General features: G+C 62.0%; 16 protein-coding genes. 1 reads left to right on the top strand and 15 read right to left on the bottom strand.

The annotated features are described in order from the left end of the window. Positions 1-81: 81 nt before the first annotated feature. The 8 genes from GDJ93_RS08560 to tmk form a co-directional block, all read right to left on the bottom strand. A complete protein-coding gene (locus tag GDJ93_RS08560) occupies positions 82-1,035 on the bottom strand; it encodes a DegV family protein (protein WP_117769910.1) in 954 nt (317 codons plus the stop codon). A gap of 80 nt (positions 1,036-1,115) precedes the next feature. After that, the gene (hpf, locus tag GDJ93_RS08555) at positions 1,116-1,700 is read right to left on the bottom strand and encodes a ribosome hibernation-promoting factor, HPF/YfiA family (protein ID WP_035137685.1); all 585 of its coding nucleotides are present in this window, start codon (positions 1,698-1,700) and stop codon (positions 1,116-1,118) included. Between the two features lie 317 nt (positions 1,701-2,017). Further along, positions 2,018-3,043 carry a substrate-binding periplasmic protein gene (locus tag GDJ93_RS08550; RefSeq protein ID WP_226812567.1) on the bottom strand — a complete coding sequence of 342 codons (1,026 nt, stop codon included), beginning with the start codon at positions 3,041-3,043 and terminating at the stop codon, positions 2,018-2,020. 733 nt (positions 3,044-3,776) lie between these two features. Continuing rightward, complete coding sequence (locus GDJ93_RS08545) at positions 3,777-4,886, bottom strand: hypothetical protein (RefSeq protein WP_152068476.1); 1,110 nt, start codon at positions 4,884-4,886, stop codon at positions 3,777-3,779. An 11-nt stretch (positions 4,887-4,897) separates the two neighbouring features. Then, positions 4,898-5,704 carry a ComF family protein gene (locus tag GDJ93_RS08540; RefSeq protein ID WP_226812559.1) on the bottom strand — a complete coding sequence of 269 codons (807 nt, stop codon included), beginning with the start codon at positions 5,702-5,704 and terminating at the stop codon, positions 4,898-4,900. Between the two features lie 102 nt (positions 5,705-5,806). Then, entirely contained in the window at positions 5,807-7,507 is a 1,701-nt protein-coding gene (locus GDJ93_RS08535) for a PSP1 domain-containing protein (RefSeq protein WP_152068475.1), read from the bottom strand. Continuing rightward, the gene (locus tag GDJ93_RS08530) at positions 7,498-8,625 is read right to left on the bottom strand and encodes a DNA polymerase III subunit (RefSeq protein WP_152068474.1); all 1,128 of its coding nucleotides are present in this window, start codon (positions 8,623-8,625) and stop codon (positions 7,498-7,500) included. The genes GDJ93_RS08535 and GDJ93_RS08530 overlap by 10 nt, the downstream gene beginning before the upstream one ends. A gap of 1 nt (position 8,626) precedes the next feature. Continuing rightward, the gene (tmk, locus tag GDJ93_RS08525; RefSeq protein WP_152068473.1) at positions 8,627-9,310 is read right to left on the bottom strand and encodes a dTMP kinase; all 684 of its coding nucleotides are present in this window, start codon (positions 9,308-9,310) and stop codon (positions 8,627-8,629) included. Positions 9,311-9,557: 247 nt separating this feature from the next. Between tmk and GDJ93_RS08520 the strand changes: the two genes are divergently transcribed. Further along, positions 9,558-10,541: a zinc-ribbon domain-containing protein gene (locus tag GDJ93_RS08520; protein WP_152068472.1), complete on the top strand. Its 984-nt coding sequence runs from the start codon at positions 9,558-9,560 to the stop codon at positions 10,539-10,541. Positions 10,542-10,692: 151 nt separating this feature from the next. On the opposite strand, the gene GDJ93_RS08515 is transcribed toward GDJ93_RS08520, so the two are convergent. From GDJ93_RS08515 to GDJ93_RS08485, 7 genes are all read right to left on the bottom strand, one after another. Next, complete coding sequence (locus GDJ93_RS08515) at positions 10,693-13,284, bottom strand: DNA topoisomerase I (protein WP_152068471.1); 2,592 nt, start codon at positions 13,282-13,284, stop codon at positions 10,693-10,695. 54 nt (positions 13,285-13,338) lie between these two features. Further along, positions 13,339-14,022, bottom strand: a complete 684-nt coding sequence (gene hypB, locus GDJ93_RS08510) for a hydrogenase nickel incorporation protein HypB (RefSeq protein WP_152068470.1) — start codon at positions 14,020-14,022, stop codon at positions 13,339-13,341. 54 nt (positions 14,023-14,076) lie between these two features. Next, a complete protein-coding gene (gene hypA / locus GDJ93_RS08505; RefSeq protein ID WP_152068469.1) occupies positions 14,077-14,433 on the bottom strand; it encodes a hydrogenase maturation nickel metallochaperone HypA in 357 nt (118 codons plus the stop codon). Between the two features lie 6 nt (positions 14,434-14,439). Continuing rightward, positions 14,440-15,234, bottom strand: a complete 795-nt coding sequence (tatC, locus tag GDJ93_RS08500) for a twin-arginine translocase subunit TatC (RefSeq protein WP_193221504.1) — start codon at positions 15,232-15,234, stop codon at positions 14,440-14,442. After that, positions 15,234-15,806 (bottom strand): twin-arginine translocase TatA/TatE family subunit, encoded by a 573-nt coding sequence (locus GDJ93_RS08495; protein ID WP_193221503.1) that lies wholly within the window; start codon positions 15,804-15,806, stop codon positions 15,234-15,236. Before GDJ93_RS08495 ends, tatC begins: the two co-directional genes overlap by 1 nt. A 153-nt stretch (positions 15,807-15,959) precedes the next feature. Further along, positions 15,960-16,274, bottom strand: coding sequence for an STAS domain-containing protein (locus GDJ93_RS08490; protein WP_152068467.1), 315 nt, complete (start codon positions 16,272-16,274; stop codon positions 15,960-15,962). Between the two features lie 66 nt (positions 16,275-16,340). Continuing rightward, positions 16,341-17,645, bottom strand: a complete 1,305-nt coding sequence (locus GDJ93_RS08485) for an aspartate aminotransferase type Ic (protein ID WP_152068466.1) — start codon at positions 17,643-17,645, stop codon at positions 16,341-16,343. Positions 17,646-17,772: the final 127 nt, after the last annotated feature.

Below are 17,772 nucleotides of genomic sequence, written 5' to 3'. Positions count from 1 at the left end.
GTTGGGTGTTATTACCAGGTTGAATACTCGGTGCCAGCGTTTGGGCTGTGAGTCGAGGGCGATTACGGACGCATCGCTTGCCTACTGCCCGCGCACGCGGCGAGCGATGCGGTCGGAAAGCGAGGCTTTCTCGGCGCGGTTCTTACCCCAAAACGCAAGTGCCACCATGCCGGGCCCCACGTGCGAGCCGATGGTAGGACCGACGGAACTACGGATAATCGTGACGTCGGCGCAGCCCTCCTCCTTGCGAACGGCGGCCTCGAGCCAGTCACCATCCTTCTCGGCATCGGCCGTCATGATGGCGATGGGCATGGTGCGGTCGGGCACGTAGTTCTCGCGGAACGACTTGAGGATGGACTTGAGCGCCTTCTTGCGGCCGCGGTTGACGCCGATCAGCGACAGCGAGCCGGCCAGGTCGTAGGAGAGCTCGGGCTTGACGTCGAGCTTTGCCGTGAGCTGCGCCGCCGCGGGCGGAATGCGGCCGCCGGCAGCCAGCGCATCGAAGCTCTCGAGCGTAAAGTAACCGTGCACGTAGGTCTTGGCCTCGTTTGCCCAATCGACCAGCTGCTTGGCGGTCAGTCCCGCCGAACGCTGGCGCACGGCCTCGAGCGCCAAGAGCGCGCCGGTCGCGCAGGGCAGAGCGTTGTCGACCACGTAGAGCTCAAAGTTGGGATACTCGGCGCGCACGGCATCTGCCGCCTGGCACGCGGAGTTGTAGCTCGACGACAGCGCCGAGGTAAAGCACAGGTAGACCGTGGGCGTGCCCTCTTTGGCGCACTCGGTAAAGAACTCGATATAGCGACCGAGCGACACAGCCGAGGTGGACACGCGGGCACCGGCGCGCATCCGGTCGTAGAACTCCTTGGGTGTGATGCTCGACCAGATGTCGTCCGTGCGCTCTTCGCCATCGATAATGAAGGGGAAACCCAGGATATCGACATCGAGGTTCGCGGCGACCTCGGGGCTAAAGTCGCAGCAGGTATCGACGACGATGCGGCAACGGTCCGAATGGCCGGTAGATGCAGCCTTGTCCATCAAAGCGACTCCTTACGTAAAAAAGGCGGCCATCCGCATGGGATGGCCGCCAGCCGTTAACTCATGCAAGTTAACGTATTTTACTCGTCAAGTGTTTCGATGCGGGGCTTGATGATGCCATATCCACCATTCTTACGGTGATACACCACATTGATGAGGCCAGTCGTCGCGTTCTCGAACACGTAGAAGTCGTGGCCGAGCAGATCGGTCTGCACCAGCGCCTGCTCCTCGGTCATCGGGGTGACATCGATGACCTTCTCGCGGACGAGCAGGTCGTCCTCCTCCTCGGGCAGCAGCAGGTCGGCCAGATCCTCGACGCGCTCGACCGGTGCGACATCCGCTGCGCTGGCACCGCCCTGGCGGTTGTCCACGACCTTGGTCTTGAACTTGCGCAGCTGGCGGGTGACCTTATCGGCGGAGAGGTCGATGGCGGCGTACATATCTGCGCCGTGCTCGGCAACGCGAATCACCGAACCGCGGGCACGAACCGTAACCTCGACGATTGCCGGGTTGGGGTTCGAGGGGTTCTTCTCATAGCGAAGTACAACGTCGACCGTCATGGGCTCGATATCGAAAACCTTGAGCGCCTCGCCGATCTTCTCATCCACATGCGCACGCAGAGCATCGGTTACCGTCGTCTTGCGTCCAGAAACCTTGATATCCATACGTGGCTCCAATCTGCCTCGGGGACTTACTGTACTGGCTATGTACCCATTGCCGTGCATTTAATCACGCGGATTCCTAAAGACCCGAATAACGATTGCTTGATACCGCATACCGAAGTCTCGCACTTTTCTGTGGCAAAGTGCGCTATAGGAGGGCGTCGGCGGCTTTGTATTTGGTCCCAAAAATTGGCTTTGACCTGCTGGTTTTATTGGAATGAAAGAGCCGGGCTCCCCCATCGGGGAAGCCCGGCAGTGCGTGTTGAAACCGTGAAGAGGTGTCCTTTCCAACGTATAGGAGACACCACCCCTAGCAATAACTAGCTATTGAGTTTGTTAATGTCGTCGTCGGTGATGGCGCCTTCCTGGCTGGACGATTTGTCCTCGGAGGATGCGGTCTCATTGTTGGAATCGGAGGACTCGCTGCCGGAGGACGTGGTCTCACTGGACTCAGAGTCGCCCGGCTGCACGTTAGCGCCCGAAACCGTCTTAGTGGTGAGGTCGTAGGGCATCGTGCCATACCAGACGCAGTGGACCGCCTCGAGCGTGCCGTCGGCCGTAATACCGTCGAGGGCATCGCTCACGGCACGGCATAGTTCGTCATTGGACGAGAGGCCCACAACACCAAGCGTCGAGGGCGCCTCGAGCGCACCGACATAGGAGATCTCGCTCATCAGGCGTGCAAGGTAGCCGCCGGCCGTGGAGTCGCAGATCACATAGTCGACCTCGCCGGACTCGAGCGCCTCAAAGCACTCGTTGATGTTGGAGTAGGTCTTTTGGTTGGCGGTGATGCTCTGCTTAGCAAGCGCCTCCTGCGAGGCCGAGGACGCCTGAACGCCCAGGGTGGACGTGTTAAGGGTATCGGTGGAAACGCTTAGCGACCCACCATCGCTAGTTTTACCGAACACGGAAGTGGCATCGTACAGGCAGGTGCCGAGCGAGCTAATGTCCCCGTCCGTGGAGTTAATCTCGCCGATAAAGATATCGGCCTTTTTGTCGCCGAGCGCGGAACCTGCCGAGGACGCATCGACAAAGGCAACCTTAAGGCCCATGCGGCTTGCGAGGGCGCGGGCGGCGTCGACCGCATATCCCGTGAGCTCGCCGTCGGCGCCCTGCATTGCCTGCGGCGCATCGGAAGTATCGAGGGCGACCGTCAGGGTTCCGGGAGTGACCAGGGCATCGTCCGACACCGCCGGCGTGACGGTCTCGTACTCGATCTGGTCGATCGTGGGAGTCGTGAACGTAGACAGCGGGTTGAACGCGCATCCGCTCAGGCCCAAAACGGCGATGACCGCTGCGGCCCCAGCACCTAACCGAGCCGCGTGCATCAAGCTGCCCCTCACCATGTCCACTACCCTGCCTTCTGTGTCGTATACGATCCGTGCGTTGCGCGGAATATCAGGTTGTTCCCACCAGCTGACCTGGTATTTGACCCCACACTTGCGCACCGGGGTGTTTGCTCGGGAGGCCGCAGCCACCTTCACGACTGGCCCGCTCGCCCGCGAGGCGGTATTGCCCCAAAGAAAGTAGAACGGACGGTGCGGCTTACATCTAGGACGCGCCATGATCGCGCCGCGCGCACGCGGTCGCTTACGTGGATCCCTTTGACCGCGTCTGTCTTGGACTAGGACGGGCATTTCGTCCGTCCGCAACCACAGCCTGGCAGGAACGTAGCGCATTATAGCTAAGTTCAAGCTAAAGTTTAAGGTTAGGGGCGTTATTCGCATCGCGAGTACAGATTTTGCGGGTCGGAGCGGACCATTCGTGCCCCTATGAAGCCCGGAGCTCCCCTACGGGGAGCTCCGGGGCACCCGTCTCAGGGTGCCGTGTGCAAAAAACGGCAAATATGAGTACTGTTACCAATTTAGTAGCAGCGTATTACCGCCTCACGAGCCCTTTTTGAGTTCCGCACAGCCTGCTTGGCGCCAAGATATTCCACATTCGTTTATTATCTCTTCGCTGAATCCAGATTATCGGCCCAAGTTTCTTTGTTTTTGCTGTCACTAATCTAGTAACAGTACTCATATTTGCCGTTTTTTGCACAGAGCATATAAACAGACCCCCTATAAAGCCATAGTTTTACGCTGGTTTGAGCCCAAAGCACGCTCGGAGCGTATTCAGCAGAGCATCTTGCCTCTTTCGACGAGCCTCTACGCGATTCTGATATCGCTTACCCATACGCTGGTGGATGCGCCATGCGAGTGCTTCCATCGCTTCCATGTCACAGAGCATTTCGTTGTTGACCGTCGCGACCTCGATTCCCATAGTAATCAAGCCCGTGTTGCGCTTTTCATCATGGATACGTCCCCTCCGAGAAGAATGGCCCAGCTCACCGTTGTATTCCAAGTCAAACCGGGCTGCTTCCTGAAAGGCATCGCAAACCGCATGCGGCATCCCCGAGATCGCCTGTGCACGGTCGTTGAACTCGATCTTGTAGTCGGTCTTAAAGGGACCACAGGCAAATCCGCCATAGGAAAACGGAAGCGAAAACATGGTAAGCATGATGCACTCCATGGGTGAACGCAGGTTTTCCGACAGATAGGGACACAGCCGCCGCAGCTGCTTGGCCGCGCTCCCCTTGCATGCCGCGAGGTAATCTACCAGGCAATCGGGTGTCAGCACGGACTCGACCTCAAAGTAACCGACATCTGGCGGCTGGTCTTTGTCCTTTGCCAATTTGTTCACGACAGGCGAGGTGTAGGGAGGCAGATACTTCCCGCGGTCACTCAGTGAAATCTTAGAGCACAGCTCCTGGGCCAGGGCAAATGCCTGGATGCAGCCGACCTCGCGCGCGACGGCTACGCAAAGGGCCTCGGGAGATAGACTGTACACCCCCGGTTCCACCTCTAGAATCGAGCCGGCGGGCAACTCGGAGCATACGGACCAGCTCACGCCAAGAATACGGCGGCGCTGCGCTGCAGACCCTACCAGCAAGCACAAATCCTCTTGCACCTCGCCGCTTGCGGCCCCAATCCGCACCAAATCGGGAAGATAGATGTCCTCGGTCGAGGGCGACGACGTGCGCAGCACACGGCGCTCTTCATCGGGATTAAGGTCCTTCCAGCTTATGTAGCCCATCTGCCGGCGCTCGGCGCGCATCATGCGCAGCGCCGAGGCACCCGTCAGAATTACGGAAGCAGCCAGCTGCTCGCTTGCAGGCTTGCCACGCTGCCCGATCTTTATTGCCATCTGAACCACCCCTACCAAACGCGTGCGATAGCAAGGCCATCGACTGCCGCAGCGCCGGCGCGCTTGAGTTCCGCCGAAGCCGCTGCCATCGTCGCACCCGTGGTGATAACGTCGTCGATAAGCAGCAGGCGGCGGCCGTGCACGTCCTCAACCGTCTCGTACATACCTCGGGCACGCTCGCGGCGCTCCTCACGACCGAGTTCGCGCTGGTCGCCATGCCCGTACTTGACGAGAGCATCGAGCAGAGGAACACCCGACAGCTCGCAAAATGGGCGCGCAATAGCCTCCATATGATCAAAACCACGCCGCCGAAACGCTGCCGCCGTCGCAGGCACAAACACCACCGCATCCGCACCGGAAAGCACGCCTCCGTAGCGATCGGGAGCTACGACCTGGGCATGCAGGGCGGTGTCGTAGAGCAGCTCCGCCAGATACGGAGCCAGACGTCGCTCGCCCGCATCCTTGTACGCTTTAATGATGCGCGGCAGCGGATGCGCATAGACGGCGCACGCCAGGCAGCGGTCGAGCGCCTCCGCCATTGCCGAAGACGTGCCCTCGACCGAACACTCAGTGCACAGCAAATCCCCAAACGGGGCGCCACATCGGGTGCAGCTATGACGTGGGTCGATGAGCGTGAGCGCGGCCAGGCAGTCTTGGCAAATAAGCGCACCGGCGCGCTCGCAGCCGGTACATCGTGTTGGCGACAATGCCTCGAGCGCCTCGTACGTCGCGAGCTCGGCAAACGGTAGCAATTCGTCCGCAAACGGTAGGGCACCGGCACTCTGCAGACGGCTCAATATGTTCAGATGGCTCTTCAAGACACAACCCTCCCTACGCTCGATCGCAGGGAGGGTTGTTGATTCGGCGCTATGATACCCCGATGCGCTCGGGGCAAGGCGGGTTAAATCCGCTCGCGGGCGTTATTCGCCGGCGGGCGGTTGTGGTGCGGACGAAGACGGGGTCGAGCCCTCGCCACCATCCTGGCGCGGCTTGCGGGAACGACGACGGCGACGGCGCTTTTGACCCTGGTCGGCCGAGCCCTCGCCACCGCGATTCTCGCGCGGCTCGCGCTCGTCGCGAGCGGCGCCACGCGAAGCCTTGGCAGCCGCTCCCCCGCCATCCCCGGGACGACGGCGCGTGACCTTGACCTCGCCATCCGAGACCTGATCGGCCACGGAGGGCACTGAGGGCTTCTGCTGCGCGCCCGAGGAATGGCGACGGCGCGGACGCGGCGCGCGCTCCTCCTCGCCACGTGACTTGCCGCTCTTGTCGACAGGCGCATCGGAGGCCGAGGCGCCCTTGGAAGCGGCACCAGCCTCGCGAGCAGCTGCGGCGCGGAAGGCGTCCTCGCGCTCCTCGCTCGACAGATGACGGCGGCGGCGACGTGTGGGGTTCATGCCACCGCCGCGATTCTGCTGCTGGGGCTGCTGAACCTCGCGCTCGCGAGAGGCGTTCTTGCCCGCGGCTGCAGCCTCGGTAGCATCGCCCGAGCCCGCACGCTTGCGGCGGCGACGGCCACCGGCGGCCTCCTCGGCCTCGGGCGCCTCGGCCTTGCCGCGGCCCTTTCCGCGGCCACGGCCCTCGCCCTGGCTCTGAGCAGCGCGGGCATCGGAATCGACGTCGCGACGACGGCGCTTGGGCATCGACGTGCCGGCCAGACGGTCGGCACTCGACAGGCCATCGCCCACGTCGACGCCGTTCTCGCGGTCGAGCTCCATGAGCGCCAGGCGTATCTCGGGCGACTCGATGCGCTCGAGCACGTCGCGCGTCACGCAGTCGGGGCGGCAGCTGCAGCCCTGCTCGGCGGCCTTCTTTTTGCAGCCCTCCGAGCACGTCATATCGGCCAGGTTGACCTTAAAGACTTTACCGTTCTCCAGGCGCAGCACCAGCTGCTCACGCGGCGTGTCATACTCCTGAATACGCGCCTTGCCAAGCGGCGTATCGATGAGCGTCTTCTTTTTGGGCGCACGGCTCTTAAAGTCCTTGTACGCCTCGAACTCATAGCGCAGGCAGCACATCAGACGACCGCACACGCCGCTGATCTTGGAGGAATTGAGCGGCAGGTCTTGCTCTTTTGCCATGCGAATCGAGACGGGCTCAAACTGTCCGCCAAAGCGCGTGCAGCAGAGCTCCTGTCCGCACTGGGCATAGCCGCCCACCAGGCGAGTCTCGTCGCGCACGCCGATCTGGCGCATGTCGACGCGAATGTGCAGCGTCGAGGACAGATCCTTGACGAGCTGGCGAAAATCGACGCGCTCCTCGGCCGCAAAGTAGAACACGGCCTTCTCGCCGCCAAACAGGTACTCGACGCCGACCGGCTTCATCTCGAGGTCGAGCTCTTTGACCAGGCGGCGGAAATCGACCATCGCCTCGTCGCCCTGGATGGCCAGGTCGTCGGCAAGCTGCAGGTCGATGTCGCTCGCCACGCGCAGCACGGGCTTGAGCGGCTGACCGATCTCGTCTTGCGGCACCTCGAAGGGATCGGCCGTGACCAGGCCGATCTCGGTTCCGCGCTCGGTGGAGCAAATGGCATAATCGGCCTCGAGGATATCCAGATCCTGCGGGTCAAACCACAGATCGCGCGAGGCGTAGGTAAACTTAACGGGTACGACTAACGGCATTTCAGTGCCTTCCTGATATCGAACAGCATGACCTCGATGGCCAGCTGGGGAGTAACGTTTCTGGCGATGTTGCGCTCGGCGGTCGCGACTGCCTCGAGCGCCCGGGTGGCACCCGCAATATTGGTCGCGGCGGCAAGCCGACCGATTGTGTCGCGCACGTCTTCGTTCACTACGTCGGCCGCCTCGTCCTGAAGTGTCAGCAGCACGTCGCGCATGAGCGTCCGTGCGCTCGCCAACGCTTCCATGATACCCGAACGCTCGCGCGCGTTGAGTTCGCGCTTGTTGCGGTCCTCAAGCTGCTTCAATGCTCCACGCGACAGATAATCGGCATTTTGCTCGAGCACCTTTTCCTGCGTGGACTTGACCTCGGCGAGCGGAGCCTTAACGGCGACAATAAGCGACTTGGCGCGGCTGAGCACATCGGCCTCATCGGCAGCGATGAGCGAGTCGATGGCGCGGAGCATCTGGCGGCGAGCATCCTGGCGCTCGGCGCTCTTAAGGAACTCGATGCCGCGCGTAGGACTCCCCGCCACGGCGACCGCCATGCGGCAACGCGCGAGATCCTGACCCGTCGCGCGACTCACGGCACGCGCGGCCACGGCGGGCGACACCAGCCGAAACGGCACGCACTGGCAGCGGCTCACGATGGTGGGCAGCATCACGTCGGCGGAGGTGCCCAGCAAGATAAACATTACGCCCTCGGGCGGCTCCTCGAGTGTCTTGAGCAGTGCGTTGGCGGTGTTAGCGCGCAGCTGCTCGGCACGGTCGATGATGTAGACCTTGGCCTTGGCACGGATGGGCGCCAGCGGCACGTCATCGAGCAACTCGCGGGTCTGGGCAATGAGGTAGCCCGTGGCGCTCTCGGGCGTGTAATAGTGCACGTCGGGGTGTGTGTGCCGCGCAACGCGCACGCAGCTGTCGCATGCGCCGCAGCCGTCCTGCTCGCACAGGAAGGCCTGGGCGAGCGCCCATGCGGCATCGAGCTTGCCGGCGCCGGGAGCGCCCAAAAACAGGTAGGCGTGCGATGCGCGGCCGCTGGCGACGGCGTTGGTCAAAAAGTCGCGCACGCGCTCTTGGGTGTCGAGCTTGGCCAGCAGGCTTGCCTGAGCGGGGGCCATGTTACTCGGCCTCCTGGGCAAGCGCGGCGGTGACGGCGTCCTGGGAAATATCGAGGCCGTAGGCGCGAACCTGCTCGACCGTCTTCTCGAAGACTTCCTCGATGGTCGCGGTCGCGTCGATGAGCTTTACGCGGTTTGGTTCCTCGGCGGCAATGGCGCAAAATCCCTGGTAGACGCGCTCTTGGAAGGCCATGCCCTTGGCCTCCATGCGGTCGGCCGCACCGCGGTCGGCCATGCGCAGCGCCGCCTGCTCGGGCGTGATGTGATAGACGAGCGTGAGCGCCGGGTGCGTACCCGCGACGGCCAGGTTGTTGGCGTCGCGTACTATCTGGCGATCGAGGCCATCGGCAAACGCCTGGTAGCAGGTCGTGGAATCGTAGAAGCGATCGCACAGGACCACCTTACCGACAGCAAGGGCGGGCACGATGACCTCGTGCACCAACTGAGCGCGCGCCGCCTCGTAGAGCAACAACTCGCAGGTGTCGCCCATCGCCGTGTTGGCGGGGTCGAGCAGCAGAGCACGGATCTTTTCGCTGATGGCGGTACCGCCCGGCTCGCGCAGGCTCACAACCTGGTAGCCAGCGAGTTCAAGAGCGCGGGCAAGCAGGCGCGCCTGCGTGGACTTGCCGGCGCCATCGACGCCCTCGAGCGTGATAAAGCTATGTTGAGCGGGCTCAAAAGCCATGGGCGCAGCCCCTTCCTACAAGGCGCGTAAATGCGAGTTATAGCAACCAAGCCATGATACCCCAGTGCTCGGCGCGCCCCAAATCCAACCTAGCCATCGAGGCATCCCCGAAGTTGCGGTGAAATAGGGACTGATTGAAGCTCTGAGACCGCCAAACAGTCCCTATTTCACCGCAACTTATGAAGGGGAATTTGGGGCGCTGGGTATAATCGTCGTATTGCATTGAAATGTGGCGAAAGGAGTGGCAATGTCTCGGTATTGTGCCTCGTGCGGCAAGCTTCTTGCAGATAATGCCAAGTTCTGCACCTCGTGCGGTGCACCCGTTGAGCAAACAACCGCGAGCGATAGCCAGCCCGCTTTTGAGCAGACCGGCTCCCTTGATACGCCGCAAGCCAAGGCGGACGACCCCCTCGCCTATCGCCCCGACCCCGCCGCAGGCCCCGCGGCCGTCGAGACCACGCAGCGCATACCCGTCGCGAGCGGCTCGTCCCAACAGCAGCCGGCTCCCGCATACGCGCCCGCTTCGCCACAGACCCCCGCTCCCAAAAAGAGCGGCACCGGGCCGCTTATCGCCGTTATCGTTGTGCTGGTGGCGATCATCATCGCCCTGGTCGTTTTCTTTGTGATCAAGCCTTTCGACAACGCCGCCACGCAGACGACTGCCGAGGTAGCTAAGCTGCACCATGACGTCGACGACGATGACCTAAAGCCTCTCGGCGATCCCAACAGCCTGTACGACGATGATGACGATGACGACGAGGATGGCGGCGAAGCAACGCTCTCCGAGCAGAATCTCTACCGCCGACTGAGCGAATACTACGACTTGCTAGAAGACCTCGACAACTACGTCCGTGGCTGCGCGCAGAACTTCAACGGCAGCTATCTGGAAGAGGATCGAACCACCCGTCAAAATCTCGCCGACGTCGCCGAGCGCACGGAGGACACCATCGAGCAGTATTACGACATCGTCGAGGACCTAGACGTCCCGACGAGCTCCAAGAACTACAGCTCCTGGAAGGACATCATCGCCCTGTACGACGACCTGGATCACCGCATTGACGCAATCTGTGATGCCTGGGAGATCAGCCTGAAATACGCCAAGCCTGAGGACCACAAGAATGAGATCGTGGCGCCGCTGTCGCGCGACAACGTGGCGGGCACCAATGACAATAAGTACCGCCTAGACTTTGAGGAGCGCTATCCCGGCGCCAAGCCTGTCGAGGTGAAGTAATCCCAACAACTGATCAAAACTTGCGGTGAAATAGGGATTAATTAGGCCTTTTGCCAGCAAAAACAGTCCCTATTTCACCGCAACTTAGAAGTGGGGCCGGGCGCGCATTTGCATTTGCGCGCCCGGCCCCGCCGCGTCTATATGTGCTCGGTTACTTGTCGGCGGCCTTCTTGGTGGTCGTCTTTTTTGCGGTCGTCTTCTTGGCGGCAGTAGTTTTCTTAGCCGTCGTCTTCTTGGCTGCCGTGGTCTTCTTTGCCGTGCTCGCCTTGGTTGTGGTCTTGCGGCCGCGGGCGGGCTTCTTCTCCTTGGTCGGGCAGTCCATGTTCACGCAGATGCGCCACGGACCGCGCGCCGTGTTGACCACCACGATGGGGGCGCCGCACTCGGGGCATGTCTCACCCGTCGCCTCGAGCTTACCGCGCGCCGGCAGAGGATAGCTCACGCCGCAGTCATCGTAGTTGGTGCAGCGGATAAAGCGCTTGCCGCTCTTCTCGCTCTTGTGCGCGATCAGGTCGCCATGGCGTCCGGCCTCGGCGCACACCTTGCACTCGCCCACCTTAAGGTCAGGCTCGTAGTTGGTGGGGCACGTGGGGTTCACGCAAATCTCGAAGGCCTTCTGGCGGAACGGCTGGCACTTAATGCGCGGCGCGCCGCACTCGGGGCATACGGCCGCCTCGCCCTCGAGCGGGCTGACCTTGACGCCGCTCGGCACCGGATAGGTCACGTCGCAGTCGGGCCAGCCCATGCAGCCGATAAAGCTGCCACGGGTCTTGGCGCTCGTCTTCATAACCAGGTCCTTGCCGCACTTGGGGCAAGCGCCCACGCGCGCATCGGCCGTGACGGCGTCGCTGATGGCGTCGCCCAACTCCTGCGTGTGCTTGAGCAGCTCGTCGAGCACACCAGCCAGCAGCGCGCGCGAGTGCGTCACTACATGCTCTTCGGTATCCTCGCCGCGCTCCACGCGGGTCATATCGCCGTCAAGCTCGCTGGTCATATCGGGGCTCGTGATGCGCGGGGCAAACTGCGACAGTGCATCGATGATGGCGATGCCCAGCTGGCTCGGCTCCACGGGATCGTTTTTGAGGTAGCGCACGGCATACAGGCGCTCGATGATGCTCGCACGCGTGGACTTGGTGCCCAGGCCGCGCTTTTCCATCTCCTGCACGAGCTTGCCCTGGCTGTAGCGAGCGGGCGGCTCGGTCTGCTTGGCCTCGAGCTTAATGTCGAACACGTCGACCGTATCGCCCTGCTCAAGCGGCGGCATCTGTTCATCGCGCTTAAGGCCGTACGGATAGGCCTCGCGGAAACCCGGGGTCACGAGCACGTCGCCCGAGGCCACGAACGGCTCGCCGTTAACGTCGAGCTCAAGCTTGGTGTTCTCGATGGTCGCGGGACCCATGAGCGTCGCCAGGAAGCGGCGGGCGATGAGGTCGTAGAGCTTGCGCTGGCCGCCGTCGAGCGTGGACGGATCGCCCTCGCCCGTGGGGTAGATAGGCGGGTGGTCGGTGGTCTCGACCTTGCCGCGCGTGGGCTTCATGGGGCCGGCGAGCACCTTTTTGCACACGGGCGCCAACGCCGGGTTGATCTTTGCCAGGTCGCTTACCACGGCGCCCAGATCGAGCGTCGCGGGGTACACGGTGTTATCGACGCGCGGATAGCTGATGAGACCCGCCATGTAGAGGGACTCGGCGATGCGCATGGTGCGTGCGGGCGATATGCCCTCGGCCGCAGCGGCTGCCTGCAGCGAGGTGGTCGCAAACGGCGTGGGCGGCTGCTGCTTGCGCGAGCGCTTCGTCACCGCGGCGACGGTTGCCGTCTTGATGCCGTCAACGTGGCCGTATGCCGTCTCGGCAGCATCTTTATCGGTAAAACGCGCCGTCTTGTGCGCGATCTTAAAGCGGTCGTCCTCGGCGGCGCCCTGCGCGGCACCCATACCGCGAATCTGCCAGTAGTCCTCGGGCACAAACGCCATGCGCTCGCGCTCGCGCTCGACCACCAAGGCGAGCGTCGGGGTCTGCACGCGGCCGGCAGAACGCACGTTGCCAAAGCCGCCAAACTTGGCGAGCGTCAGGTAACGCGTGAGCACCGCACCCCAAATGAGGTCGATGTGCTGACGGCTCTCGCCGGCATCGGCCAGGTTCTGGTCGAGCGAGACGAGGTTATCAAAGGCCTGCGTGATCTCGGCCTTGGTAAACGAAGAATACTGGGCGCGGGCAACCGGCAAGTCGGGCGCAACCTCGCGCACCTTGTTGAGGGCGTCCGAACCAATCAGCTCGCCCTCGCGATCGAAGTCCGTGGCGATGATGACGCTGTCGGACTTCTTGGCAAGGTTCTTGAGCGAGCGAATGAGTTCTTTCTCGGCCGGCAGCTTGATAACAGGCGCCCAGGTAAGGTAGGGCAGGCTCTCGAGCTTCCAGCCTTTGATGGAGATACCGTCGGCAAGGAACGGTTTGCGCTTGGTGTCATAGGGCGGACGCGCCAGGCCATCGGGTATGTCGGCCGGCAGCATCTCGCCGTCCTCGGTGACCGAATACCAACCCAGCTTTTTATCGAACAGCACGCTGTCGCAAAAATCGGGCGCAAGGATGTGACCGGCAAGGCCGATTGTCACGCACTCCTCGCCCTTCCACTCAAAACGGTAGATGGCGGTGTTGTACACCTTGTCCTTTTTGGGCTTACCCGTGGAAAGACGCTCGGCAATCTGACGCGCGGCGTCGTTTTTCTCGGCGATGATGAGCTTCAAAAGAGGCTCCTATCTCGTGTGTCTGCGGCTGCGCCCGCACGTACGACGGCCGACTTACGCCCTTGTTTGTTCGATCTGCCCGATGAGCCAATCGCACCAGGCATCCATGCCCTCGCCCTTGCGTGCGCTCACGGCAAACCGCGGCGCCTGCGGATTGAGGTCATCGAGTGTCTTAGTATACCTATCCATGTCAAAATCGAAAGCCGGGGCCACATCAACCTTGTTGAGCAGCTGTGCGCCAGCGTGCTGGAAGATGCCCGGGTACTTAATGGGCTTGTCGTCGCCCTCGGGCACCGAGAGAATCATGATGGACAGGTTCTCGCCCAGGTCAAAGTCGACCGGACAGACCAGATTGCCCACGTTTTCGATAAAGATAACATCGATGTTTTGAAGGCCCACTGCCTGGTCGAACGCGTCAACGGCCTCCATGATCATGTTGCCCTCGAGGTGGCACAGACCGCCCGTGTTGATCTGAATGGCGGGCATGCCGGCTTCCTTCATGGTGATGGCGTCGACATCCGAGGCGATATCGCCCTCGATGACGGCACAGCGCAGGCCGGCTTTGTCGCGCAGGCGCTCGTTGGTGCCCAGAATCGTGGTGGTCTTACCAGAGCCGGGACTCGACAGCACATTGATCACATAGGTGCCTGTCTCTTTGAATCGCTGACGCAGCTGATCTGCCAGGCGCTCATTGCGCGACAGAATCGGCGATGCGATATCAATAGTTTTCTCGGCCATACTCGGCACTCCTTACTTCTACCATTTATACCCCGTCCCCAAATGGCAGGCTGGTTAATTGTCGGGGGTTTCAATCTCGATGCTGGCGATGTCGAGCTCGCGGCCGTGCAGCAGGCGCACGTTGGTGCCGCCACACTGAGGACAGCGGCAATGGAAGCGGTCGTGCTCAAAGACCTCGCGGCAGTCCAGGCACTCGCTTTGTGGATGGACTTCCTCCACGGCAAGCTCGCAGCCGCGCGTGAGCATGTCCTCGTCGCGAAACGTCTCCCACGCAAAGTCGAGCGCCTCACGCACAACTTCGGTCATATCCCCAATGCGCAGCGTTACCAAAACAGCGCGCGAGGCCCCCGCCCCACGCGCCGCGCGAATCACTGTATCGAGTATGCCGTTGACAATGCCAACCTCGTGCATACGGATTTACTCCTCGTCGTCCTCGTCGTCGTTCGAGAACAGATCCAGACGGCTCACAAACAAGCCTTCCTTGCCATCGCGCGCGGTAATGACCACGCGGGCGATGGCGAGCGAAATCTCGTAGAGCGAGAGCAGGGCGCCATACATGAGACCCAGCGTAACGGGCGAGCCGTCGGGCGTAATCACAGCCGAGCCCGCAAGCAGGCCAACGTATACGTAACGCCAGGCACCGCGGAAGGCCGCATAGGACACGATATGGAAGACAGACAGGTAGAAGATGATGAGCGGCAGCTCAAACGCCACACCAAAGCCGATCATAAAGAGCAGCTCCATGTTGACGTAGTTCTCCAGATCGGGCAGCGCCGTAGCGACGGCCGAGGTTTCGCCGATGAGCCACTCAAAGCCCGCAGGGATGATGATGAAGTAGCAAAAGATTGCGCCCAGGAAGAACAGCACCGTCGAGGCGAGCACCGTGGGCACAACCCACTTGCGCTCGTTGGGGCGAAGCGCCGGCAGGAAAAACGCCAGAATCTGCCAAATAATCATAGGCGTGCACATGACAACGGCCATCTTGAGGGCCAGCGAAAAGCGCAGACCAAAGCCGCCGAGCGTGGTGGTGATGTAGAACTTACCGTCCGGCACAAAGGAGCGGATGGGGTCTTCCAGGATGTCGAGCACCACGGGCGTGGCGAAATACAGCACGATGGCGGCGGCAAAGACTGACACGACCACGATGGTCAGGCGGCGACGGAGCTCACCCAGATGATCGAAGAGCGGCATGCGCGCAGGTCCGATAGGCATTACTCATCGCCTCCCTTCGGGGCATGGGCGGCAGCGGCGTCGTCCTCGGCCTCGAGCTCGCGAGCGAGCTGGTCGACGACGGCCTTGCGCTTGCGGGGACGACGGGCGTAGAGGTCAGCCGTCGTGGGCTCTGCCGGCTCGGGCTCGGGCTCCGGCTCTGCAGCAGGCTCGGGCTCGACGGCGGCAGCGGCAGACTCGGCGCCCTCAGCCTCACCAGCAGCACCTTCGTCCTCGGCAGCACCCTCACTCGCGGCCTTCTCGGCGGCAAGGCGGGCACGGCGCTCGGCAAAGGTCTCCTTCTTTGCGGGCGCGGCCGTCTCGACGGCATCCTCGTCCGCATCGGAATCGTCATCGACGGCAGCCTTCTTGGGCTTGACCGGAGCCGAAGCGGCCTCGCTTACCGGATCGATAATCTCGGACTGAACAACAGCCGTCATCTTTTCCTGCGTCTCGCGGAACTGACGGATGGCACGGCCGATCGTGCGGCCCATCTGCGGGAGCTTATCCGGGCCAAACAGCAAAAAGCCGAAGACCACGATGATCGCGAGCTCACCCTCTCCAATACCAAACACACATACCTCCAAGGCTCGATGTGAGTCGAGCCCGCACCGCGCCATTCGGCCGGAACTCGTCTATTCATTCGGTCAAGTATAGCGCCCGGACGTCAAAACATCCGAGCGCATCACAAACATATACCAAACGGCACGCCCTTTTTGGGGCAGGGCTTATGCCGCCGTAATTGAAATCTCCTGGTCGACACCCAGCAACTGAACCACGCGCATCACCGGGGGCTGCACGTTGACGCAGCCAAACCGCTTGCCGTGATCGGCTGCGTGGTGCGCGGCGCCCACAAGTACGCCAATACCTGTCGAGTCGATATAGCTCACCTGGGCAAAGTCGAGCTCAACGGCCTCGGTGGGCTGCTCGAGCGCCAAGTCGATGGCGTTACGCAAGCTGTCGGCGTTAGAGATATCAATCTCACCGGTCACCCTGATGGTGTAGAGCTCCGGCGTGGGGTTGGTGGAAATACCCAAATCCATGTATACGCTCCTTTGCGTATCGAGAGTGCGGATGGTACTGGACGCGGATTTGCGGGGCCCTACGCGTTAGGCGCGCTCGGCACGAGCAAGCTCGGCAGCGACGAGCTTGACGGCCAGCACCAGCACGTCGAGTGCGGCCTCCAGGTCCTCGACCGTGGGATAACTCGGCGCGATGCGGATGTTGGTGTCGCGCGGATCCTTGCCATAAGGCCAGGTGGCACCTGCCGGCGTGAGCTTGACACCCAGGTCGGCGCAAAGCGCGGCGACCTTTTGGGCCGAGCCCTCGGGGCCATCAAAGCTCACAAAGTAGCCGCCGCGGGGATGCGTCCAAGTAGCGCAACCCGTATCGCCCAGGCCCTCAGTGAGCTTGCGCTCGACGGCCTCAAAGCGCGGACGCAAGAACTCGGCATGCTTTTTCATGTGCTCCTTGACCGCCTCGATGGTGGGAAGGAAGCGCACGTGGCGTAGCTGGTTGAGCTTGTCGGCGCTGATAAGACCGGCCTTCAGGCGCTTGGAGAACTCCGCGATGACCGCGGGACTCGCACCGATAAAGCCGATGCCCGCGCCCGGGAAGGTGATCTTGGACGTCGAGGCGAATGCCACCACGCGGTCCTCGGTACCCGCCGCGCGGGCAAGATCGAAGATGTTGGCGAGCTCGTCGGTCTCGTCGTACAGGTCGTGCACGCAGTAGGCGTTGTCCCAAAAGATGCGAAAATCGGGCGCGGCCGTGGGCATCTCGACCAAGCGGCGCACGGTGTCCTCGCTAAAGGTGATGCCCGTGGGGTTGGAATACTTGGGCACGCACCAGATGCCCTTGATGGAGTCGTCGGTGGCAACCAGGCGCTCTACCTCGTCCATGTCGGGGCCGTTGCCGGTCATCGCGACGGGGACGTTCTCGATACCCAGGTCGGCGGTGATGCCAAAATGACGGTCGTAGCCGGGAACCGGGCATAGGAACTTGACCTTCTTGCCGTCGTGCGCGGCCTCATAAGCCTCCCAAGGCTCGCTGCCGCACGAGCCGCAGCGCCAGAACATACCGGCGATATCGTGCTCGATCAAAAGGCTCGACGAACCCAGTACGAGCGTCTGATCGGCGGGGCAACCCAGGAACTCCCCCGCCAGCTTGCGTGCCGAGGGGATGCCCTCAAAGCAGCCGTAGTTGGAGCAGTCGACGTTACCGTCGTGCAGATCGGCGTCGGCATTGAGGATATCGAGCATGGGGCGCGAGATGTCCACCTGGGAGGGCGACGGCTTGCCGCGCGCCATGTCGAGCGCCAGGCCCTTGGCCTTGACCTCGGCAACCTCGGCTTTGAGCGCCTCGATGGCGGCATCGAGTTCGGTGGTTTCCATCTTCTGGTAGATCGTCTGCATGGGTGCGACCTTTCGCAAAGCGGGACGTTGCAGTTTGTCTAAGTATAGACCGCTACCGCCGCAACGGTATGAAGCCGTGATAGATTAAGTCCATCGCAATGAATTACGATATCCACCGTATGACCCG

The organism is Collinsella aerofaciens, assembly GCF_902501475.1.
Lineage (GTDB): Bacteria > Actinomycetota > Coriobacteriia > Coriobacteriales > Coriobacteriaceae > Collinsella > Collinsella aerofaciens_AL.
The sequence above is the reverse complement of the archived record's forward strand: the minus strand, read 5'-3'. Positions and strand labels throughout refer to the sequence as shown.